The organism is Acinetobacter sp. (assembly GCF_036666595.1).
Lineage (GTDB): Bacteria > Pseudomonadota > Gammaproteobacteria > Pseudomonadales > Moraxellaceae > Acinetobacter.
The window spans coordinates 24,609-46,403 of sequence record NZ_JAVWVO010000002.1; the positions used below are offsets into that span (position 1 = coordinate 24,609).

Annotated in this window: 17 protein-coding genes; 9 read left to right on the forward strand and 8 right to left on the reverse strand. The window is 42.1% G+C overall.

Annotation, left to right across the window (positions count from 1 at the left end; all coding sequences use genetic code 11):
* Nucleotides 1–7: 7 nt before the first annotated feature.
* Both RR876_RS03365 and RR876_RS03370 read right to left on the reverse strand, forming a co-directional pair.
* Nucleotides 8–1,213, reverse strand: coding sequence for an acetyl-CoA C-acetyltransferase (locus tag RR876_RS03365; protein ID WP_332478392.1), 1,206 nt, complete (start codon nt 1,211–1,213; stop codon nt 8–10).
* 191 nt (nt 1,214–1,404) lie between these two features.
* Nucleotides 1,405–2,415, reverse strand: coding sequence for an AraC family transcriptional regulator (locus tag RR876_RS03370; protein ID WP_004695134.1), 1,011 nt, complete (start codon nt 2,413–2,415; stop codon nt 1,405–1,407).
* A gap of 209 nt (nt 2,416–2,624) precedes the next feature.
* Between RR876_RS03370 and RR876_RS03375 the strand changes: the two genes are divergently transcribed.
* The 6 genes from RR876_RS03375 to RR876_RS03400 all read left to right on the forward strand — a co-directional run bounded on the left by RR876_RS03375 (nt 2,625) and on the right by RR876_RS03400 (nt 10,687).
* Nucleotides 2,625–3,743: a CaiB/BaiF CoA-transferase family protein gene (locus RR876_RS03375; protein ID WP_332478393.1), complete on the forward strand. Its 1,119-nt coding sequence runs from the start codon at nt 2,625–2,627 to the stop codon at nt 3,741–3,743.
* A 119-nt stretch (nt 3,744–3,862) separates the two neighbouring features.
* Complete coding sequence (locus tag RR876_RS03380; protein WP_332478394.1) at nt 3,863–5,140, forward strand: carbohydrate porin; 1,278 nt, start codon at nt 3,863–3,865, stop codon at nt 5,138–5,140.
* A 184-nt stretch (nt 5,141–5,324) separates the two neighbouring features.
* On the forward strand, nt 5,325–7,727 hold the full coding sequence (locus RR876_RS03385) for a glucose/quinate/shikimate family membrane-bound PQQ-dependent dehydrogenase (protein WP_332478395.1): 2,403 nt from the start codon (nt 5,325–5,327) through the stop codon (nt 7,725–7,727).
* 381 nt (nt 7,728–8,108) lie between these two features.
* Entirely contained in the window at nt 8,109–9,752 is a 1,644-nt protein-coding gene (locus tag RR876_RS03390; protein WP_332478396.1) for a nitrite/sulfite reductase, read from the forward strand.
* The gene (locus tag RR876_RS03395) at nt 9,745–10,230 is read left to right on the forward strand and encodes a DUF934 domain-containing protein (protein WP_332478397.1); all 486 of its coding nucleotides are present in this window, start codon (nt 9,745–9,747) and stop codon (nt 10,228–10,230) included. The genes RR876_RS03390 and RR876_RS03395 overlap by 8 nt, the downstream gene beginning before the upstream one ends.
* Nucleotides 10,231–10,333: 103 nt before the next feature.
* On the forward strand, nt 10,334–10,687 hold the full coding sequence (locus tag RR876_RS03400; protein ID WP_332478403.1) for an SMR family transporter: 354 nt from the start codon (nt 10,334–10,336) through the stop codon (nt 10,685–10,687).
* A gap of 13 nt (nt 10,688–10,700) precedes the next feature.
* Here the strand turns inward: RR876_RS03400 and RR876_RS03405 are convergent, their stop codons facing one another.
* From RR876_RS03405 to RR876_RS03415, 3 genes are all read right to left on the reverse strand, one after another.
* Nucleotides 10,701–11,153, reverse strand: coding sequence for a VOC family protein (locus tag RR876_RS03405; RefSeq protein ID WP_332478398.1), 453 nt, complete (start codon nt 11,151–11,153; stop codon nt 10,701–10,703).
* Between the two features lie 183 nt (nt 11,154–11,336).
* Complete coding sequence (locus RR876_RS03410; protein ID WP_332478399.1) at nt 11,337–12,512, reverse strand: acetyl-CoA C-acyltransferase; 1,176 nt, start codon at nt 12,510–12,512, stop codon at nt 11,337–11,339.
* 100 nt (nt 12,513–12,612) lie between these two features.
* Nucleotides 12,613–13,137, reverse strand: a complete 525-nt coding sequence (locus RR876_RS03415; protein ID WP_332478400.1) for a GspH/FimT family protein — start codon at nt 13,135–13,137, stop codon at nt 12,613–12,615.
* Between the two features lie 375 nt (nt 13,138–13,512).
* Here RR876_RS03415 and RR876_RS03420 point away from each other — a divergent pair, with 375 nt between their 5' ends.
* A complete protein-coding gene (locus tag RR876_RS03420) occupies nt 13,513–14,529 on the forward strand; it encodes an OmpA family protein (protein WP_125280285.1) in 1,017 nt (338 codons plus the stop codon).
* Between the two features lie 661 nt (nt 14,530–15,190).
* Here RR876_RS03420 and RR876_RS03425 read toward each other — a convergent pair.
* The 3 genes from RR876_RS03425 to RR876_RS03435 form a co-directional block, all read right to left on the reverse strand.
* Complete coding sequence (locus RR876_RS03425) at nt 15,191–16,654, reverse strand: amino acid permease (RefSeq protein WP_332478472.1); 1,464 nt, start codon at nt 16,652–16,654, stop codon at nt 15,191–15,193.
* Nucleotides 16,655–16,663: 9 nt separating this feature from the next.
* A complete protein-coding gene (locus tag RR876_RS03430; RefSeq protein WP_332478473.1) occupies nt 16,664–17,689 on the reverse strand; it encodes a class I SAM-dependent methyltransferase in 1,026 nt (341 codons plus the stop codon).
* A 67-nt stretch (nt 17,690–17,756) separates the two neighbouring features.
* Nucleotides 17,757–19,133: a uracil-xanthine permease family protein gene (locus tag RR876_RS03435; protein ID WP_332478474.1), complete on the reverse strand. Its 1,377-nt coding sequence runs from the start codon at nt 19,131–19,133 to the stop codon at nt 17,757–17,759.
* 172 nt (nt 19,134–19,305) lie between these two features.
* Between RR876_RS03435 and typA the strand changes: the two genes are divergently transcribed.
* Nucleotides 19,306–21,144: a translational GTPase TypA gene (typA, locus tag RR876_RS03440; RefSeq protein ID WP_332481817.1), complete on the forward strand. Its 1,839-nt coding sequence runs from the start codon at nt 19,306–19,308 to the stop codon at nt 21,142–21,144.
* A 200-nt stretch (nt 21,145–21,344) separates the two neighbouring features.
* A complete protein-coding gene (gene mscL, locus RR876_RS03445; protein ID WP_332478462.1) occupies nt 21,345–21,779 on the forward strand; it encodes a large conductance mechanosensitive channel protein MscL in 435 nt (144 codons plus the stop codon).
* The last annotated feature ends 16 nt before the right edge of the window (nt 21,780–21,795 follow it).

The following is a 21,795-nucleotide window of genomic DNA, read 5'->3' on the forward strand; positions in this document are numbered from 1 at the left end:
ATTCTCCTTATACCAACTCAATAATGGTCGCAATACCCATGCCACCACCTACACATAATGTTGCCAAACCACGCTTTTTGCCTTGACGCTCCAATTCATCCAGCAATGTTCCGAGAATCATTGCACCTGTCGCACCCAATGGATGCCCCATCGCAATTGCACCACCATTCACATTGACTTTCTCAGCTGGAACTCTTAATTCCGTCATAAAACGCATCACCACAGATGCAAAGGCTTCATTGACTTCAAATAGATCAATATCGTCAATGGTTAAACCTGCTTTTGCCAACGCTTTACGCGCAGCAGGTGCGGGCCCAGTCAGCATAATGGTTGGATCAGAACCCACCAATGCGGTCGCCAATACTTTGGCACGTGGTTTTAAACCTTGTTCTTTGACTGCTTTTTCAGAAGCAAGTAATACAAGCGCTGCACCATCTACAATACCTGACGAATTGCCTGCATGATGCACATGATTAATTTTTTGCGCTTCTGGATATTGTTGTAATGCAATCGCATCAAAACCCATTGCACCCATCATTTCGAAACTTGGATTGAGTTTTGCCAAACCTTCCGCTGTTGTTGACGGTTTAATAAATTCATCTTGATCTAAAATGGTCACGCCTGCTTTATCTTTGATGGCAACCACTGATTGATTGAAATAACCCGCAGCTTGCGCAGCAGCGGCTTTACGTTGAGAATTTGCTGCAAAGGCATCGACATCTGAACGGGTATAACCATCTAATGTTGCGATTAAATCCGCACCAATTCCTTGAGGAACAAAGTGTGATTTTAAATTGGTTTCAGGGTCTAATGCCCACGGCCCACCATCTGAGCCCATTGCAATACGTGACATCGACTCGACACCACCTGCAACAACCACATCTTCCCAACCTGAACGTACCTTTTGCGCAGCCATGTTGACCGCTTCTAAACCTGATGCACAGAAACGGTTAATTTGCACACCTGCAACATCATTGTCCCAACCCGCAGCAATTGCAGCAGTTTTAGCAATATCACCACCTTGGTCTGCAATAGGCGTGACACAACCCAAGACAATATCATCCACTTTCGAGGTATCTAAATGATGACGATCTTTCAACTCATTCAACAATGTGGTCAATAGCGTAATCGGTTTCACTTCATGCAGTGAACCATCTTTCTTTCCTTTTCCGCGTGGTGTGCGAATGGCGTCAATGATATAAGCCTCGCTCATAGCTGTTCCTTTTTATGACTTCTAGATTGTTATGCATTTGAGTGTACAAATTAATGGCCGTGATGCAATGACTAGAACGGGTCAGGTCAGATGAGTCTTTTTGCCAATAGACTGAAGAGTTGGGCATAAAAAAACCCAAGATCGAAATCTTGGGTTTAGCAATGTGCCGAAACCGTCGTCAAACTAAAAAATTAGTGATAGCCGTGTAGTTGGCGATATAAACCGGGTGTGACCCCAGTCCATTTTTTAAAGGCACGGTGGAAGGTACTGGTTTCACTAAAGCCCACTTGTTGTGCCACATCTTCTAAAGTCAAACCTGGGTTCAATAGTAGGTGGATCGCGGCATCACGACGTAATGCATCTTTCACACCTTGGTAACTTTTACCTTCAGCAGCTAAGCGACGACGCAACGTTTGTGGAGATAAATACAACATGGAAGCCACATCATTCAGGGTTGGCATTTCCTCACCAATTTGACTCTTCAACACATCACGAATACGTGAAGTGAGTGAGTTGGTGTTTTTAAATTTCACCAACAACTGTGCAGGCGCGGCTTTTAAGAACTCTTCTAATGTTTCTTCATTTTGACGAATTGGTAAGTCCAAATAATCTGCGGCAAAAGTGATTTCAGTACGCGGCATGTCGAACTGCATCACAGGTGCGAAGAACAGGGCATCGTACTCATCTGCATGGGTCGGACGTTCATAACCGAAGTGCACACGTTCCAGTGGCAAACGACGTTCAATCAACCACGACGCGAGACCATGCCAAATCATCAGCATACTTTCGGTAATGAAGTGATCGGGATCCATCGATTTCGGAATCTGAGGAACAAGACGAGCTTCATGCTTGTCGCGTTCTAATGTCACCGACCACTCATCGCCAAACAGTTTATAAAACTGTGAAGACAGTTCTAAAGCATCACCTAAGGTTTTGGCATGAATAATCAGCTGACACATGATGGCAAAGGTACCTAAACGACGTGGTTGCTTATCGAAGCCAACATGTTCGTCTTGGGTCACCATCCATAACATTTTAACGAAGCGAGTATATTGTTCTGGAGAAATACGGGCTTTAGGTTGACGCAGCAGTTCTGCCTCAATCCCTACGTGAGAAAGTAATGTTTCGACATCCATGCCGAGACGTTTTACGCCAGTTAAAGCCGCATTGACGAAATGGATACTAATGGTATCACGGCTCATATTTAATCCTTCAGTCTCTTTTATATTCACTTGCGTTTGACCTAAATGACGCTAAAAAAAGTATTTTAGGCAATTTACACTAAAGTTTTTTGCCTTTTTACATGTTAAATTGCCGAAATGATCAAGGTAAATGGCTGAACATGACATTGTTTTGTTGCTTTTATATTTCTAAAATAGCTAAAAAATCAACATAAAAAGAGAAAATAAACATGGATATGGCATTGAAAGGATTGAAAGTTCTCGATTTTTCTACACTTTTACCCGGACCCTTTGCAACAATGTACTTAGCAGACCTAGGTGCAGAAGTGATCCACATCGAGTCTCCAACCCGCCCCGATCTGATCCGTTTAATGCCACCTTATGCCAATGGACAGGCCACTGCACATAGTTATCTCAACCGAAATAAGCATGCTGTCGCTCTGGATTTGAAAGATCCTGCCAATATTGAACTGATCAAATCGAAAATTTCAGACTATGACATTGTGATTGAACAATTCCGTCCAGGCGTAATGCAAAGATTGGGACTCGATTATCAGACCTTATCTGAAATTAATCCGCGCTTGATCTATTGTTCCATTACAGGTTATGGGCAAACAGGAGGGTATCAAAATAAAGCAGGACACGATATCAATTATGTGGCTTTGTCAGGGATCGCGGGACATAGTGGCCGACAGCACAGTGGACCACCACCAATGGGGATTCAAATTGCGGATATTGCTGGAGGCTCTTTGCATAGCGTGATTGGAATTTTAGCCGCAGTAATTGAAAGACAGCGGAGTGGTTTGGGGCAGTATATTGATATTTCCATGACCGACTGTGTGGTGGGGCTTAGTAGCATGGCCGCAGCTGCGAGCTTAGCAGGACAGGAAAAACAAGGGCCTGAACAAAGCTACCTCAATGGTGCGACTTTTTATGACTATTATGAAACCCAAGATGGGCGTTATTTATCGATTGGAAGTTTAGAGCCACAGTTTTTACATGGGCTGGCACAAATTTTAGAATTGCCGATTGTGGCTGAAAAAGGAGCCTCATTGGCAACCGAAGACCGTCAGGTGGTGAAACAAGCAATAAAAGACAAAATTAAAACCCAAGATTTTGCCACGTGGAACGCAATCTTTCAGCAGCAAGATGTCTGCGTTGAGCCTGTATTAAAGTTGGATGAAGCACTCAATTCGCAGTTGGCAAAAGATCGTGCATGGGTGGTTTCTGTACCTTTACAAGAGGGGAGTACAAAAAGTGAACAACAATTAGCTTGTCCAATTAAGTTTTCACGTTCAAAAATAAGATATGAATTTATAGGCAAACCACTTGGTTTTGATTCTTTATAAATATCATATAACGATAATTTGGATAGATTTAAAACAACAAAACGTCATAAAATGGGTTTTTATACAAATAAAGCGTATCATATCGATTAGTTGTAATTTTGTAAGAAAGGTCACCAATTATGAATAAATGTAAAAGAAGTTGGTGTTTTAACCTCAGTCTCTTAGCGCTCAGTTGCTGCTTTCAAAGTGTGTATGCTGCAAATGCCTTTGAGGCAGAAAGCCCTTGGATGCTGGGTGACTGGAATGGTCAGCGCAGCGCATTACAGCAAAAAGGCTACGACTTTAGCTTTGGCTATACGGGTGAAATGGCAACGTTGCTCGATGCCTCACATTCTTCAAGTCATGGTACCGAATATGCAGACCAGTTTGCATTCGGTACGCACTTCGATTTAGACAAGATTTTGGGCTGGCAGGATACTGAGGCCCAAATCACCATTACCCAACGCAATGGGCGTTCACTTTCTCAAACATCCGATGCTTTAGATGGGCATTTAAGTTCCACTCAAGAAGTGTGGGGACGTGGTCAAACGTGGCGTTTAACCGATTTGTGGATTAAGAAAAAGCTCATGGATCAAAAGTTAGACATCAAAGTCGGTCGTTTTGGTGAGGGTGAAGACTTCAACAGTTTCGACTGTGATTTCCAAAATCTTGCGCTCTGTGGCTCTCAAGTTGGTAACTGGGTCGGTGACCAGTGGTACAACTGGCCTGTCAGCCAATGGGCTGCGCGAGTCAAATATAATCTTCGGCCAGACCTTTATGCACAAGTCGGGGTGTATGAATATAACCCTGAAAACTTAGAACGTGGCAAAGGCTGGAACTTAAGTACTGACGGTTCGCAGGGGGCCATTATTCCTGCTGAAGTGGTGTGGTCTCCTCAGTTAGGGGCTGAAAAATTACCCGGCGAATATCGTGCGGGTTATTACTACAGTTCGGCAGATGCCACAGACATTCAAAACCCACAGCAAACCTCACATAAACAAGGCGGCTGGGTTGTTGCCAAGCAGCAACTCACAGCACATCACGGTGATGCTGCACGTGGTTTAACAGGTTTTGTGAATCTCACACTACATGATTCAGATACCAATACGGTTCGTGACATGCAGAACATTGGTTTGGTCTATAAAGGCGCTTTTGATGCCCGCCCTCAAGATGAAATCGCGATTGGCCTAGCCCGTATTAATATCAATGATGATGTCAATGACGCGAATATTGCCAATAACAGCGTCGATACCCGTGGCTTACAAAGTGAAGAATATGATGCCGAGATTTACTACGGTATTCATGCAGCCAATTGGTTGACCATTCGTCCCAATATCCAATATATCCGCCATGTAGGCGCGTATAAAAATGGTGAAAATGCATGGGTCGGCGGGATTAAATTCCAGACCGCATTTTAGTTTCTAGATCGATAAGTATTTGTCCAACAAGGTTGATAAATACTTTTTACGGTTGCTCAAAGCATAAAACTGTTCGAAATAAGTCATTTGGACAGATACTTAAAATCTAAAAACTGTCTAGGTGCTCATATCGATATTGAAACGATATGAGCTTTTAACAGAATCTAAGAAAAAGGTGGTCAATATGAGTACTCCGTCTTCAGGTTCAGGGCTTAAAACTTTTACAGCTGTGATTGCTGTGATCTTTGGTTTAGTCCTGCTGATAGGAGGGATTTATCTTGCAGTGCTTGGTGGGTCTTGGTACTACATCATTGCAGGTTTACTCTTCATCGCGACTGCAGTTCTACTGCAAAAATTAAAAAGTACGGCATTAATCGTTTATGCGTTGTTGGTCTTGGGTACAGTGGTTTGGGGCTTATGGGAAGTGGGTTCAGACTTCTTTGCCTTGGCACCACGTTTAGATATCCTTGGTTTATTTGGCTTGTGGCTACTCATTCCAGCGGTAACGCGCGGTTTTGACAACGCTAAAAGTGCAAAACTGGTTTTAACAGGTTCACTGGCGGTGACTATTGCCGTGATGATTTTTGCTGTGTTTAATGACCCTCAAGAAATTCGAGGTGAACTGAGCAGCAAGCAGCCTGCAACCGCGCAGTCCATTCCAGGTGTTGCTGATGGCGACTGGCCTGCATATGGCCGTACTCAATCTGGCTTGCGCTATTCTCCTTTAACGCAAATTAATTCTGAGAATGTTAAGGATTTAAAAGTCGCTTGGACCTATAACACAGGCGACTTTAAAACAGAAAATGATTCTGGTGAAACCACCAATCAGGTCACCCCAATTAAAGTTGGGGACAATATGTATATCTGTACCACGCACCAAAAACTGGTTGCACTTGACCCAGCTACAGGTAAGGCGAAATGGACTTTTGATCCGAAACTTAAAGCGGACAATACTTTCCAACATTTAACCTGTCGTGGCGTGTCTTATTATGATGCGAACAATACAGCTGGTTTTGAAGCCAGCTTGCAAAATAAAAAGTCATCGTCTGAGCTGTGTCCACGTAAAGTAATTTTACCTGTGAATGATGGCCGTTTGGTTGCCATCAACGCTGACACTGGTGAGCGTTGTACTGACTTTGGTAAAAATGGTGAAGTTGACTTACAAAAAGATATGCCATTCCCTTATCCGGGCGGTTATATCCCAACTTCGCCACCTGTGGTCACAGGCACGACTATTATTATTGCGGGTTCAACCACAGATAACTATTCAACTGAAGAACCTTCAGGTGTGATTCGTGGTTATGATGTAAATACGGGTGCATTGTTGTGGGTGTTTGACACAGGTGCCGAAGATCCGAACGCGATTCCAGCTCCGGGTCAAAAGTATGTTCAAAATTCACCGAATGCATGGGCACCATTAGCCTATGATGCGGCTTTGGATATGGTTTACATTCCAACGGGTGTGGGTACGCCAGATATTTGGGGCGGTAACCGTACCGAATTACATGAGCGTTATGCTAACTCAATGCTGGCACTGAATGCCTCAACAGGTAAGTTGGTGTGGAATTTCCAAACCACGCATCATGATTTGTGGGATATGGATGTACCATCACAACCGACATTGACGGATATTAAAGACAAGTCTGGCAAAATGGTTCCTGCCATTTACGTGTTAACGAAAACAGGCAATGCCTTTGTTCTAGACCGTCGTACTGGTGCAGCCATTGTTCCAATTACGGAAAAACCTGTACCACAAACAGTGAAACGTGGGCCGCAAACCAAAGGTGAGCGTTACTCTGCGACACAACCTTTCTCAGACTTTGACCTTGCGCCAAAAGAGAAATTGACAGATAAGCAAATGTGGGGCGCAACCATGTTTGACCAGTTGATGTGCCGTGTGTCTTTCCACAAACTGAATTATGACGGTATTTATACCCCACCTTCAGAAAATGGAACTTTGGTTTTCCCAGGCAACTTGGGTGTATTTGAATGGGGCGGCATGTCCGTTAACCCTGATCGTCAAATTGCGGTGATGAACCCAATCGGTTTACCGTTTGTCTCTCGACTCATTCCAGCCGATCCAAACCGTCCGAAAACAGCCAAGGGTGCAGGCACCGAAGCGGGTGTACAACCGATGTATGGCGTGCCTTACGGTGTTGAAATCAGTGCGTTCTTGTCTCCATTTGGTTTGCCATGTAAACAGCCTGCTTGGGGCTTTGTGGCAGGTGTAGATTTAAATACTCACGAAGTTGCATGGAAACGTCGTATTGGTACGATCCGTGATAGCTTACCGGGAATTCAATTACCACCATTTAAAATGGGGGTTCCTATGCTTGGTGGTTCAATCTCAACTGCGGGTAATGTGATGTTTGTCGGTGGTACGCAGGATAATTATATCCGTGCCATCAACGTGACCAATGGTGATGAACTTTGGAAAGGTCGTCTACCAGCGGGCGGTCAAGCAACACCAATGACCTATGAAGCCAATGGCAAACAGTATGTGGTCATTATGGCGGGTGGTCATGGTTCATTTGGTACCAAGATGGGAGATGCTTTGGTGGCATATGCCTTACCCGATGCAAAATAATCTGCTGTAGTCATTTAAATTTTAAAATAGCCTGATTCGTCAGGCTATTTTTATGTGCAGTGAGTTTAAAAGGACAAAGTGACGAGGAGGAAAGAATAGAAAAATTGAGATCTACCCAGATAAGCAGAGTTTAAAATTTACGCGGTAGCAATGAATGGATTAGTGTGTTTTTGATAGGCTGAACGGAGTTAGCTGAATAATGTATAAGTATCTAATAAAAAATACTTTAATCAGAAAAAACCTTTAGGATTAGGGACAAACAATACATCTACTTATCCTTATCAATAAAACAGCTATGAAATATGTAAAAAACGCATTTTGTTGATAGTTTAAATCTCGTTATGCTGTCAGCCGTTATAATGAAACTACTAGCTGTACGCCATGTATTTATATACTGATTTCGATCAGCAACTGATCAATGAACGTGTTGCACAGTTCCGTGACCAAACGGAACGTTATTTAGCTGGAAAACTCACTGAAGATGAGTACCGCCCATTACGTCTTCAAAACGGTCTCTATGTACAACGCTATGCGCCAATGTTACGTATTGCTGTGCCTTATGGCTTAATGAGCTCAACGCAATTGCGCAAAGTTGCAGAACTTGCAACTGAGTTTGACCGTGGTTATGCACACGTTTCGACCCGTCAGAATATTCAGTTTAACTGGCCTGCGCTAGAAAATGTTCCAGACATGCTTCAAGAGCTTGCTTCGGTACAAATGCATGCGATCCAGACTTCGGGTAACTGTATTCGTAACACGACCACAGACCAATATGCTGGTGTGGTTGCAGGTGAAGTGGCTGACCCACGTCCAACGTGTGAATTGATCCGTCAATGGTCAACCTTCCACCCAGAGTTTGCTTTCTTGCCACGTAAGTTCAAGATTGCGGTATCCGCACTTGAAGAAACAGATCGTGCAGCGACCTCATTCCATGATATTGGGGTGTATATCGTTAAAAATGAAGCGGGCGAGATCGGCTATAAAATTAAAGTCGGTGGCGGCTTAGGTCGTACCCCTGTGATTGGTAGTTTTATTCGTGACTTCTTGCCGCGTGAAGACCTGATTGCTTACTTAGAAGCCGTACTGCGTGTTTATAACTTACACGGTCGCCGTGATAACAAATACAAAGCACGTATTAAAATTTTAGTGAAAGCATTAACGCCTCAAGTCTTTGCTGAAAAAGTCGAAGCTGAGTTTGCGCACACCATTAAAACTTTAAAAATTCAGCCTGAAATTTTGCAGAAATTAGACGAAGAATTTATACCGTTTGATTATCAAGATTATGCAGATGAAGATTTTTCTGAACAGTTTGCAGCGCATCCAAAATTCAAACAGTGGTTCAATATCAATACCAATGCTCACAAAGTGAAGGGCTATCGTATTGTAACAATTTCGTTGAAGCGCACGGGTATTGCACCGGGTGACGTGACCACGGAAGAGATGAATTTGATTGCAGACCTTGCAGACAAATACACCTTTGGTGAATTGCGGACCACGCATGAGCAAAATATTTCTTTGGTGGATGTTCCGCAGAAAGATTTATTTGAACTGTGGGCTATTCTTGAGAAAAACAATCTAGCACGTGCGCACATTGGTTTCTTAACCGACATTATTTGCTGCCCAGGCGGTGACTTCTGTTCACTGGCAAATGCGAAATCGATTCCTATTTCAGAAGCGATTTCACGCCGTTTTGATGACTTAGATACCATTTATAACCTTGGCAAACTGGATCTGAATATTTCAGGTTGTATGAATGCATGTGGTCACCACCATGTGGGCAACATTGGTATTTTAGGTGTGGACAAAAAAGGCGCTGAATTCTACCAAATCACTTTGGGTGGTAATGCAGATCATGATGCTTCAATTGGTGACATCTTAGGCCCATCATTTGCAGCTGAAGTTGTGCCAGATATCGTTGAAGAAATTTTAAATACCTATCTTGACCTTCGAAACGAGGGTGAAGAATTCATCGACACTTATCGCCGTGTAGGCATTCAACCCTTTAAGGAGCGCGCATATGCTTAATACAGCACGACAAGTCCTCTCTAAAGATGGCTCGATTGCAGACAACACTTACCAAGTGATTGGTGAAGATGGTGTTTTACCGCAAGGTGATGTGGTTTTAACGGTTGAGCAGTTAGATCAATTGGCTCAAGTTTCAGGTAAAAAAGCGCTCCTTGTTACAGTCGATGCTTCTCCTGAAACGCATGAGTTCCCTTTAGATCAGCTAGATGCCATCTTTATTGATTTTGCGGGTTTTAACGATGGTCGTGGCTATTCATTTGCAGCGCTATTACGTCGCCAAGGTTTCCAAGGTGAACTACGCGCAACAGGTGATGTGTTTAAAGATGTCTTGAACTACATGAAACGTTCAGGTTTTGATACCTTTGTTATTAAAGAAGGTAAAGACATTCTTGAAGCTGCTGCGGGTTTAAATGATTTTAGAAATCCGTATCAAGCATCAACAGCCGTTGCACAAGCCAGTTATCAAACGGGCGCTTAAATTTTTAATTGCATAAAAAGCTGGACTTCGGTTCGGCTTTTTTGTGTTTATACGCAGCATTTTTGATGAACAAATTGAAGAAAAAGAAGCAGGTAAATTGGACATGATGGCACTTTTTGCAAAAATTAATCCCGGTGTCATTTGGCTACTCATTGCTATTGTTACAGATGTGCTTTCGACTTTTTATTCCGCAAAAGGTAATGGCTTGGTCAATAAATTGGATCAAGGCATTGCAGTGGTGCTTTATATGATTTCTTTTGCGTGTGCCGCTTATGCTTTGAAATTTATGCAAGCGGGAATTTTATATGTGCTGTGGTCTGGCATTGGTGTCATCGCCACAGCACTCCTTGCTAAAGCATTTTTAGGACAGAGCATCGATTTGGCTGGATGGCTTGGTATCGGTTTTATTACTGTGGGGCTCACTATTATTGCGCAATTTTCAAATATTGATGTCTAAAAAGAAGATGCTTTTATCCTTCTTCTAATTGACAATTTACCATCCACTTCACTCCAAATTGATCGGTAAATGCACCATAGAGTGCACCCCAAAAGGTTTTCTCTAGAGGCATCTCTATTTTTCCATTGACTGAAAGTGCATCAAATAAGCGTTTTGCATCGGCTTGTTCATGGGCATCTAAGTTAATCGAAATATAGTGGTTGTTGCCTATAGTAAAGACGGTATTGCTTTGGGCACAAAACTGATCATTGGTATCCGAAGCCATCAGAATCGTGCTGGCATTGATGGGAAGTGAAACATGCATGATTTTTTGTTGCTCAGCGTCGGAAAGGGTGACTGAACTTTCATCTGAAGGTAAATCTCCATAACGCATGAACGTTGCAAATTCTCCACCAAAGATAGATTTGTAAAAATTAAAAGCGGCTTCAGTTTGACCGTCAAAGTTGAGGTAGTGATTCAGTTGCATTGTCTTATCCTTGTTGTTTTTTTCGTCGTTATTTTAACAAGTCGTTGAGATCAACCCTAATACAATCTTGTAATAAAAAATCCCCCGAAGTTGAGGGATTTTCATAAATGTCGCTTTTATATCAGCTAATCATCCAATCTTTTATTGTATAAAATATGTCAATAAAAGAGGGCAACTTGCATCTTAAAGTAATTCAATCGCTACAGCAGTCGCTTCACCACCGCCGATACATAGTGCCGCAATACCTTTTTTACCACCTGTACGCTTAAGCGCATGAATCAAAGTCAGGATAATACGTGAACCGGTTGAACCGACAGGGTGACCCAGTGCACAAGCTCCACCATTGATGTTCACTTTTTCTGGATCAAGTTTGAAGTCATCGATTGGACACATGGTCACCATTGCAAAAGCTTCATTGATTTCCCAAAGGTCTACGTCCTGCGCATTCCAACCTGTTTTCTTAAGCACTTTTTCAATTGCACCGACTGGTGCAATGGTGAACTCTGATGGATGTTGTGAGTTCGATGCATAAGCCACAATTTTGGCTAATGGTGCTAAACCTTTGTTCGATGCATTTTCGGCTGAAGTTAAAACCAGTGCGGATGCGCCATCCGATATTGAGCTTGCATTTGCTGCAGTGATGGTGCCGTCTTTAGCAAAAGCAGGGCGAAGGCTTGGAATTTTTGCAATGTTGGCGTTGAACGGTTGTTCATCTTTATCTACAACTACATCACCTTTACGGGTTGATACTGTCACAGGTACGATTTCATCGGCAAAGTAACCTTCGTTGACCGCTGTTTGTGCACGCTCTAAAGAGCGAATCGCGAATGCATCCATTTGCTCACGCGTATAGCCACGAGTATTGGCCATATCTTGTGCAAAAGAACCCATCAATCGACCTGTTTCAGCATCTTCTAAGCCATCAAGGAACATGTGGTCTTTGACATCGCCATGCCCCATACGGTAGCCCGCGCGTGCTTTGGTTAAAATATAAGGGGCATTGGTCATCGACTCCATGCCACCTGCAACCACGATATTTGCCGAACCTGCTTTGATCATATCCGCAGCTTGCATTACCGCTTTCATGCCAGAGCCACATAATTTATTGATGGTCACGGCACCTGTTGAATCAGGTAAACCTGCTTGGCGCATAGCTTGACGCGCTGGACCTTGCTTTAATCCCGCAGGTAGAACACAGCCCATGATTACTTCTTCTACATCGTTTGCGTGTAGGCCAGCACGAGCAATCGCTTCTTTAATCGTCACAGCACCGAGTTCTGGAGCGGTTACACTTGCTAAACTGCCTTGAAAACCGCCCATTGCCGTACGAGCACCATTCACAATTACGATGTCTGTCATTTTCTACTCCGAATTACTTATACGTTTTGTTGGAAACTTAAGCAGTATATGCAAATTTGCTCGAGAGAAAAGCTGAAAACGTGATTATGGACTCATGGGTCTAGTTACAGGTATTGAGGGGTTCGGGGCGGACCTGTCCCATTTTGCTCATGACCAATTTAAAGTGATCCTGACTTTGTGTAGAACAGTAATAGAAGGTTCCATTTGAGCCAAGGGGGAGGCCATTTTCAGCTTTAAAGCTTAAGGATGGAAGACTGAGGGTGCCGCGCCAATCAAGATTGCCATATTTGAGCTGCTGTTGTTCTGTCCGAATAATCGTTTCACTGGTATCTACTCGTCGGTTTTTATTATTATCGATAAATACAATAAAACCTGTGTTCCATTGATGATTTTGACATTGAACGAGGTCTTGACTTGGACAAATGGTGATATTTTGACGTTGTAAGTTGGCCATATTTTTGGCTGCCTGAATACTATTCCTTAATGTATTCAATGTTTTGATTCGCTCTTGTGAGGCCATGTACTGATGAAAATGAGGAAGTGCGATTGTACAAATGATCATAATAATGCTAATAGCGATCGTGAGTTCAAATAAAGTGAACCCTTTTTTATTGATGAAAAACATATGGTTATCCAGTTTTTTTGTTATAGAGTTATTTTTTATTTATTAAAGCTTTGTTTATCAAACAAATTTTATACATAATTAGTAGTACTCAACTTGTTTAAAAAGCTGTTAAAATGTAAGACAAGTGAAAATAAGCTATTCGCAAGTAAAAATTGAGTAAAAAATTACCGAATTACAACGGAAATTGTAAGTAATTTTGTCAATAATTTACTTGATTAAAGTTATCAAGCACTTGGAAAAAAAATAAAGTGTTTGTATGATTCATTGCGAATAGCTTAAAAATAAAACTGGGGTATAAAAAAGCCTATCTCAGAATGGTTAAATAATTTTAAGCTTAAGCTTGAAAAACAATTGTTATCTCTGGAGGATAAATCCATGAAAATGAGTCGTATTGCATTAGCAATGCTCGTAGCTGCTCCTTTAGCTGCTGCAAACGCGGGCGTAACTGTTACTCCATTAATGCTTGGTTACACTTGGCAAGACAGTCAGCACAACAATGGTGTTGATCATTTGACAGATGGTCCTGAACTTCAAGACGATTTATTCGTTGGTGCAGCACTTGGTGTTGAATTGACTCCTTGGTTGGGTTTTGAAGCTGAATACAACCAAGTTAAAGGTGATGTTGACGGTACTCTTGCTGGTGCTGAATATAAACAAACTCAAATCAACGGTAACTTCTATGCTACTTCTGATTTGATCACTAAAAACTACGACAGCAAAATCAAGCCATACGTACTTTTAGGTGCTGGTCACTACAAGTATAAAGGTGAAGGTTCAATTTCAGGTGGTGAAGATGACGAAGGTACTTTAGGTAATGCAGGTTTCGGTGCTTTCTGGCGCTTGAACGATGCTTTGTCTCTACGTACTGAAGCTCGTGCTACTTACAACATCGATGAAGATTTCTGGAACTACACAGCACTTGCTGGTCTTAACGTAGTTCTTGGTGGTCACTTGAAACCTGCTGCTCCAGTAGTAGAAGTTGCTCCAGTTGAGCCAGTTGCTCCAGTTCAACCACAAGAGTTAACTGAAGACCTTAACATGGAACTTCGTGTGTTCTTTGATACAAACAAATCAAACATCAAAGACCAATACAAGCCAGAAATCGCTAAAGTTGCTGAGAAGTTAGTTGAATATCCAAACGCTACTGCTCGCATCGAAGGTCACACAGACAACACTGGTCCACGTGCATTGAACGAACGTTTATCTTTAGCTCGTGCTAACTCTGTTAAATCGTCTCTAGTAAACGAATACAACGTTGACCCAGCTCGTTTGTCTACTCAAGGTTTCGCTTGGGACCAACCGATTGCTGACAACAACACTAAAGAAGGCCGTGCTATGAACCGTCGTGTATTCGCGACAATTTCTGGCAGCCGTACAGTTCAAGCTCAATAATCTGAGTTTTAACTAAAAAACGACTCTTCGGAGTCGTTTTTTTATGTCTAAAATAATGAAATTTAAGTTAACTCGTGTTGTTGAAAATAAGCTCGAGCTCAATGCAAGAGTCTTTAAGACATACGGTGGTCATGGTTAGTTACGTATAGGATATTAAATACTGTTAGAAGTATTTCATTTTAGAAGATGAATATAAGAAGAATGATAAGGGTATTTTCATTTACTCATGCTTCACGACATCGATAATAATTTTGCCTTTAGCGTGAATGGATATTTCTAGTTACATAGCTTTATAAGGATTTATTTTGCCAATGAGATAAGATTTCTGGTTTGATATTTAGGGTCTAGGAATTTGATAGAGATCAGTGCTCAATGATCCGTAACATTTAGTTATGGCTGTGTGAATTGAGAGGCTAAATCAAGTATGCCTTTTTTACTGCTTCAGTATGTAAATTGTTCATCGCACAAGTGAACCGATATTGATGGAAGAATATTAACTAATTTTAGGCTAGATCCGAATCCTAGATATCGACTCTATGTAACTTCAATAGTTGAACCATGCTATTGATGGGTGTGTGCATGATTGAAAAGTTACGGTTTAAGTAAATGAATGATGACAATAAAAAACAGCCCGAAGGCTGTCTTTTATTATGAATGGATTTTATTCGCGATCAGGATTCATTGGACTGACATCCATTTCTTTGTATGAAACCAGTTTAGTTTTGTATTTCCATTTATAGCCTAGCCAAATCACCAAGAATAAGAAAATACCAATATAGGTCGATAAAACGGAGAGCCATTCGCCATCAAGTACCGCTTGGTAGTTTTGACCTAAAACAACAATCGCACACAGGATAAAGGCAAACCACGGGGCAAAGGGAAAGAATTTCGCACGATAAGCTAAGTCTTCAACCTTATGACCTTGGGCAACATAGCCTTTACGGAAACGATAGTGTGAAACAGCAATCCCTAACCAAACAATAAAGCCACACATACCTGACATGTTGAGCAGCCAATTAAAGACCTGTTCTTCGCCAATGAAAGTAGTTAAGAAGCAGAGTGCAGCAATTGCTGTTGTCGCATAAAGCGCATTCATAGGTACGCCGCGAGGGTCTAATTTGGCAAATGCTTTAGGTGCACTGCCATTTTGAGCCATATTGAACAGCATACGCGTTGATGAATACATCCCAGAGTTACCTGCCGATAGAATCGCGGTTAAAATCACGGCATTCATCACGCTGGCAGCAAAGGCAAAACCAGCTTTTTCATAAAGTAAGGTAAATGGAGAGAGTGCAATATTCTCTGATGAAGCCGCTTGTAACAAAAGTGGATCATCATATGAAATGAGTGTGCCGATAATGAAAATACACACCACATAAAACAGTAGAATGCGCCAAAAAATCTGTTTGATGGCAATCGGGATAGTTTTTTGCGGATCTTTTGATTCACCTGCAGCAACACCGACCATTTCGGTACCTTGGAACGAGAACCCTGCAATCATCGCCACACCAATCAGTGCAGATAAGCCACCAACGAAGGGCGCTTCACCTTTGGTCCAGTTGGCAAAAGTTGCGACACCAGGCGTCATCATGATTTTACCAATCATGAAAATACCAATGATGATAAACACAATGATGGCAAGGACTTTCACCAAGGAGAAGAAGAATTCACTTTCACCAAAGCCTTTGACTGTCAGTGCATTGATCCCAAAGACAACAGCTAAGAAGAGAGCACTCCAGTAGAAACCGGGCAGGTCGGGAAACCAGAATTTCATGATGAATTGAACTGCAACCAATTCAAATGCAACCGTAATGGCCCAGTTATACCAATAGTTCCAGCCAAGGGCGAAACCAAAACCGCCTTCAACATACTTGGTGCCATAGGTGAAAAATGCACCCGATGTTGGGTTGTGTGTTGCCAACTCACCCAGACTGGTCATGAGAAAGTAAATCATCACACCAATTAAGCAGTAGGCCAATAACGCCCCGCCAGGGCCAGCATTTGCAATGGTTGCACCTGAGGCAAGGAATAAACCTGTACCAATTGAACCACCAATGGCGATCATATTCAGATGGCGAGCTCCAAGCTTCCGCTTGAGTTGAGCTGGTTGAGTCGTTTCGCTCATCATTGTTCCTTAAGATTTCTTTTGTGTGCTAGCAAACAGCACTTTAAAGCCTTGTTGATCGGCTTTGGTTGTACATTGGCCAAAACTTTGCTCAATGAGTAATGGATAATTCAGAAAGCGGTTGGCAACAATCCACAACTCGCCATCCGATTTAAGATGGCGACGGGATGTTTTGCATAAATTTTCGCTGGCATTGTAATCTGTATGAATGCCTTGATGGAATGGGGGATTACTGACGATTGCGTGTAAGAATAATGGAGCATCCTCAATTCCGTGTACCGCTTTAATCTCAAGTTGTTCTGGTAAAAGGTTATTTTTCTCAAAAGTCATTTTTGTTGAAGCTAATGCAAAGGCATCGACATCCAGTGCAAAAATGCGATTTTTCTGATTTAACTTAGCCAAATAGGCGCTGATCACGCCAGCACCACAACCAAAGTCTGCAATTTTTCCAGAAGTGACCTGTGAAAGTTGAGGCAATAACACGGCTGTACCCACGTCTAGACGGTTTTGACTAAACACGCCCGGTAATGCGCAAATCTGTAATTCACCTTTCGGGGTTGGCACTGTATAGAGTTGTGCCCAATCGGCCAAAGGTTTTGCGGTTACGGTTTTTTCGGTGACCAATTGCCACATTTGACAATGTCGAGCGCTGTCTAATTTGAGGGTTTTACCAAAAGGTTGCAGCTGTTTAGAAGCGCGTTCTACACCGCCTTTCTTTTCACCGACTAAAAAGATTGATGCGCCTACGGCCAAACGACTGACCAGTTGGTGTAGGACATAATTGAGTAGTTCTTTTGACTTTGGAACAAACACGATGGCTTGGTCAAAGGTGACTTCAGGCAAATCTGTACCAAAATGCACATCACTTTGTTGGTTTTGGAAATATTGTAATTCGTTAAAATTCCATGTCCAAAAATGCGGCTCTACAGCACCAATCAGCTGTGTATTTAATTCGTCACACGGTGCATTGACCAGTAAGACTGAACCAGAGAGAAATTCCTGCTGGCGAAGAACAACTTCACTTCGTGGATCCATTTTATATACTCCATTGTAAAAACGATGCCCAGACAGTGCTGGGCAAAGTGCATACTGAAATGAACAATTATTTCTTCGTTTCAGGAAGAATAATATTTAATAACAAGGCTGCAATACCACCTGTCGCAACACCTGAACTGAAGATGTTACGGAATAATTCGGGTAAATGTTCCAAAATTTGTGGAACTTGCGCAACACCCAAGCCAAGCGCCAATGAAATGGCAATAATCAGTAGTGCACGGCGGTCAAGATGAATACTTGACAGAATGTTAATCCCAGAAGCTGCTACAGCTCCGAACATCACCATCACAGCACCGCCTAAAACAGCTTGGGGCACTGCCTGAATCACGCCTGCAACAGCAGGGAGTAAACCTAAAATCACCAATAATGCAGCAATCCAGATGCCGACATAACGGCTCGCAACGCCAGTAAGTTGAATTACACCATTGTTTTGCGCAAAGACCGAGCTAGGGAAGGTATTGAAAATACCCGCAAGGAAAGAGTTTGCACCATTCACCAAGACACCACCTTTAATACGCTCCATCCATGTTGCACCATCGACAGGTTGGTTCGAGAGTTTAGAGGTTGCTGTAATATCACCAATCGCCTCTAAAGAGGTCACAAGGTAAATAAAGGCCATTGGAATAAACAAACTCCAAGAGAAGTCTAAACCAAAGTGCATTGGGGTTGGAATTTGAACCAGAGGTGCATCCTGAAGACCAGAAAAGTCGAGATGCCCCATAAAGCCTGCCAACACGTAACCGACAAGCAGTGCGATTAAAATAGCAGAGCTTTTTACCCAAGTAATACGAATACGGTTCAATATAATGATCAGTGCTAATACTGTACACGACATGATTAAGTTGTCTGCATTGGCAAAGGTATTGTTTGACATGGCTTGATAGCCACCACCCATGCTGATCAGACCTTCTTTAATAAGGGTCAAACCAATCAATAACACCACAATGCCTGTTACCAATGGGGTAATGAGTATTTTCACCCAAGGCAGAATACGTGACACGCCCATTTCAATAAATGAACCTGCGATTACCACACCAAAAATTGCAGCCATGACAGACTCTACAGGAGTACCTGCAGCAACCATGGCAGAGCCAATCCCAATAATCGGGCCGATAAAGTTAAAACTGGTGCCCTGAACAATCAATAAGCCTGCACCAAAAGGTCCAACTTTTTTACATTGTAAGAAGGTTGCAATCCCTGAAATGACCAAAGACATGGATAAAATCATGTTGGTGTCTTCTTTCGACACACCAAGCGCTAGACAAATGAGTAAGCCCGGAGTAACAATTGGGACAATAATTGCAAGCAGATGTTGAAAGGCAGCAAGAAAAGCAATGATTGGGCGAGGGCGGTCGTTTAAACCATAGACCAAATCGAGTTGATCTGTTTGTGCTTGATTGGGGGAGAGTTTTTGATCAGACATATGTCAAAGGGTGTTAGCAAGATGGCGCTATTCTAATCTGATTACACTGCTTTACAAAATCAAAAAACGGCTGTTGGTCAAAAAAAACGATATTGTCAATAAACTGTCACTATAAAAGTTTCATATTTTTCTGTATAATTTGCCCTCAAATTATATACGTATGAATTTTTACATGTCAGATATTAAAACTCTCCGTAACATTGCCATTATTGCGCACGTCGATCATGGCAAAACGACTCTTGTAGACAAACTTTTGCAACAATCTGGTGCTCTCGGTGATCGCGCGGGTGAGATCGAACGTGTGATGGATTCAGGCGCTATTGAAAGTGAACGTGGTATTACCATTCTTGCAAAAAATACTGCAATTAAATGGACTGATGATCGTACCAATACAGAATACCGTATCAACATCGTAGACACCCCGGGACACGCCGACTTTGGTGGTGAAGTTGAACGTGTAATGTCGATGGTTGACTGTGTATTGCTTCTTGTTGACTCTCAAGAAGGTCCAATGCCACAAACTCGTTTCGTAACGCAAAAAGCGTTCGCACGTGGTTTGAAGCCAATCGTAATTATCAACAAAGTCGACAAGCCAAGCGCACGTCCAGATTGGGTTATTGACCAAGTATTTGATTTGTTTGATAACCTTGGTGGTTCTGACGAACAGTTAGACTTCCCAGTTGTTTACGCTTCAGGTCTTCGTGGTGTTGCTGGTCCATCTCCAGAAGAACTTGCTGAAGATATGACTCCATTGTTCCAAACCATCGTAGACATTGTTGAGCCACCAGCAGTTGATGTTGATGGTCCATTCCAAATGCAGATTTCTTCACTTGACTATAACAGCTTCGTAGGTGTTATCGGTGTTGGTCGTATTCAACGTGGTTCAGTTGGTCTGAACACTCAAGTTACTGTAATTGATAAAGAAGGTAAGACTCGTAACGGTCGTATCTTAAAAATCATGGGTTACCACGGTTTAGAACGTGTTGATGTTGATTCTGCTCAAGCAGGCGATATCGTATGTATCACAGGTATTGATGAACTTCATATCTCTGACACAATTTGTGATCCGAAAAATGTTGAAGCTTTACCACCATTGTCTGTAGATGAGCCTACAGTAACAATGACTTTTCAAGTAAACAACTCACCGTTTGCAGGTAAAGAAGGTAAATTCGTAACTTCACGTAACATCCGTGAACGTTTAGACCGCGAATTGATTCATAACGTAGCGTTACGTGTTGAAGACACTGACAGTCCAGACCGTTTCAAAGTATCTGGTCGTGGTGAACTTCACCTTTCAGTTCTTATTGAAAACATGCGTCGTGAAGGCTTCGAGATGGGCGTATCTCGTCCACAAGTAATCTTGAAAGAAGTAGATGGCGAAAAGCAAGAGCCATACGAAAACGTAACATTTGACGTTGAAGAACAGCACCAAGGTTCTGTAATGGAACAAATGGGTCACCGTAAAGGCGAAATGACGAATATGGAAGTTGACGGTAAAGGCCGTATCCGTATTGAAGCAACTGTTCCTTCACGTGGCTTGATTGGTTTCCGTTCAGAATTCTTGACTATGACTTCTGGTACAGGAATCATGACTTCAAGCTTCTCACACTACGGTCCAATGAAACAAGGTACTGTTGCAAAACGTCAAAACGGTGTGTTGATTTCTATGGTTCAAGGTACTTGCCTTGGCTATGCATTGTTCACATTGCAAGACCGTGGTCGTCTATTTGCTAAACCTCAGTTAGAAGTTTACGAAGGTATGATCATTGGTATTAACTCTCGTTCAGATGACATGACAGTTAACCCAACTAAAGCAAAACAGTTAACAAACGTACGTGCTTCTGGTACTGATGATGCGTTGACTCTTGTTCCTGCTGTTGAATATACGCTTGAACAAGCACTTGAATTCATTGAAGATGATGAATTAGTTGAAGTAACACCTAAGTCAATCCGTATCCGTAAGCGTTACTTGACTGAAAACGAACGTAAACGTAACCGTTCTGGTAAATAAGTTTTAAAATGATGTTGCCCCATGCGGGGCCGTCACATTTAAAAATGCCATCAATTTATTGATGGCATTTTTTTGTTTAAAATTAGCAAACCAATATATAAAAGCAGATGATTTCCGAGTAAATTACGTGGAAATGAAGGTATAAAATTAATGTATACTTCGTCACATAAATTAAAGTCAAAAAATAACTGGAGATTTAGATGAGTATTGTTCAAGAATTCCGCGAATTTGCGGTAAAAGGCAACATGATTGATTTGGCTGTCGGTGTGATCATCGGGGGTGCATTTGGTAAAATTGTCGATTCATTGGTGAAAGACATCATCATGCCATTGATCACGGTTGTGACTGGTGGTGGTGTAGATTTCACACAGAAATTCTTTGTTTTGGGGGACAACCCAAATAATTTACAGTCTTTAGATGAATTGACCAAAGCTGGGGTGAACGTCCTGACTTATGGTAACTTCCTTACGATTTTAATTAACTTCATCATTTTGGCATGGGTAGTGTTCTTAATGGTGAAAATGATTAATCGTATGCGTCGTAAACAAGAAGAAGCAGCGCCAGAACCAGCAGCAACGCCAGAAGATATTGAGTTGTTACGTGAAATTCGTGATGAATTGAAAAAACGTGACTAATCTGTACAGCTCCGAA

Excerpts from the sequence above, each read along its gene's own strand:
- RR876_RS03365 (WP_332478392.1), bottom strand. The coding sequence starts at position 1,213 with ATGAGCGAGGCTTATATCATTGACGCCATTCGCACACCACGCGGAAAA.
- RR876_RS03405 (WP_332478398.1), bottom strand. The coding sequence starts at position 11,153 with ATGCAACTGAATCACTACCTCAACTTTGACGGTCAAACTGAAGCCGCT.
- RR876_RS03395 (WP_332478397.1), top strand. The coding sequence starts at position 9,745 with ATGCTTAATACAGCACGACAAGTCCTCTCTAAAGATGGCTCGATTGCA.
- typA (WP_332481817.1), top strand. The coding sequence starts at position 19,306 with ATGTCAGATATTAAAACTCTCCGTAACATTGCCATTATTGCGCACGTC.
- RR876_RS03375 (WP_332478393.1), top strand. The coding sequence starts at position 2,625 with ATGGATATGGCATTGAAAGGATTGAAAGTTCTCGATTTTTCTACACTT.
- RR876_RS03380 (WP_332478394.1), top strand. The coding sequence starts at position 3,863 with ATGAATAAATGTAAAAGAAGTTGGTGTTTTAACCTCAGTCTCTTAGCG.
- RR876_RS03390 (WP_332478396.1), top strand. The coding sequence starts at position 8,109 with ATGTATTTATATACTGATTTCGATCAGCAACTGATCAATGAACGTGTT.
- RR876_RS03400 (WP_332478403.1), top strand. The coding sequence starts at position 10,334 with ATGATGGCACTTTTTGCAAAAATTAATCCCGGTGTCATTTGGCTACTC.
- RR876_RS03385 (WP_332478395.1), top strand. The coding sequence starts at position 5,325 with ATGAGTACTCCGTCTTCAGGTTCAGGGCTTAAAACTTTTACAGCTGTG.
- RR876_RS03415 (WP_332478400.1), bottom strand. The coding sequence starts at position 13,137 with ATGTTTTTCATCAATAAAAAAGGGTTCACTTTATTTGAACTCACGATC.
- RR876_RS03430 (WP_332478473.1), bottom strand. The coding sequence starts at position 17,689 with ATGGATCCACGAAGTGAAGTTGTTCTTCGCCAGCAGGAATTTCTCTCT.
- RR876_RS03420 (WP_125280285.1), top strand. The coding sequence starts at position 13,513 with ATGAAAATGAGTCGTATTGCATTAGCAATGCTCGTAGCTGCTCCTTTA.
- mscL (WP_332478462.1), top strand. The coding sequence starts at position 21,345 with ATGAGTATTGTTCAAGAATTCCGCGAATTTGCGGTAAAAGGCAACATG.
- RR876_RS03425 (WP_332478472.1), bottom strand. The coding sequence starts at position 16,654 with ATGAGCGAAACGACTCAACCAGCTCAACTCAAGCGGAAGCTTGGAGCT.
- RR876_RS03435 (WP_332478474.1), bottom strand. The coding sequence starts at position 19,133 with ATGTCTGATCAAAAACTCTCCCCCAATCAAGCACAAACAGATCAACTC.
- RR876_RS03370 (WP_004695134.1), bottom strand. The coding sequence starts at position 2,415 with ATGAGCCGTGATACCATTAGTATCCATTTCGTCAATGCGGCTTTAACT.
- RR876_RS03410 (WP_332478399.1), bottom strand. The coding sequence starts at position 12,512 with ATGACAGACATCGTAATTGTGAATGGTGCTCGTACGGCAATGGGCGGT.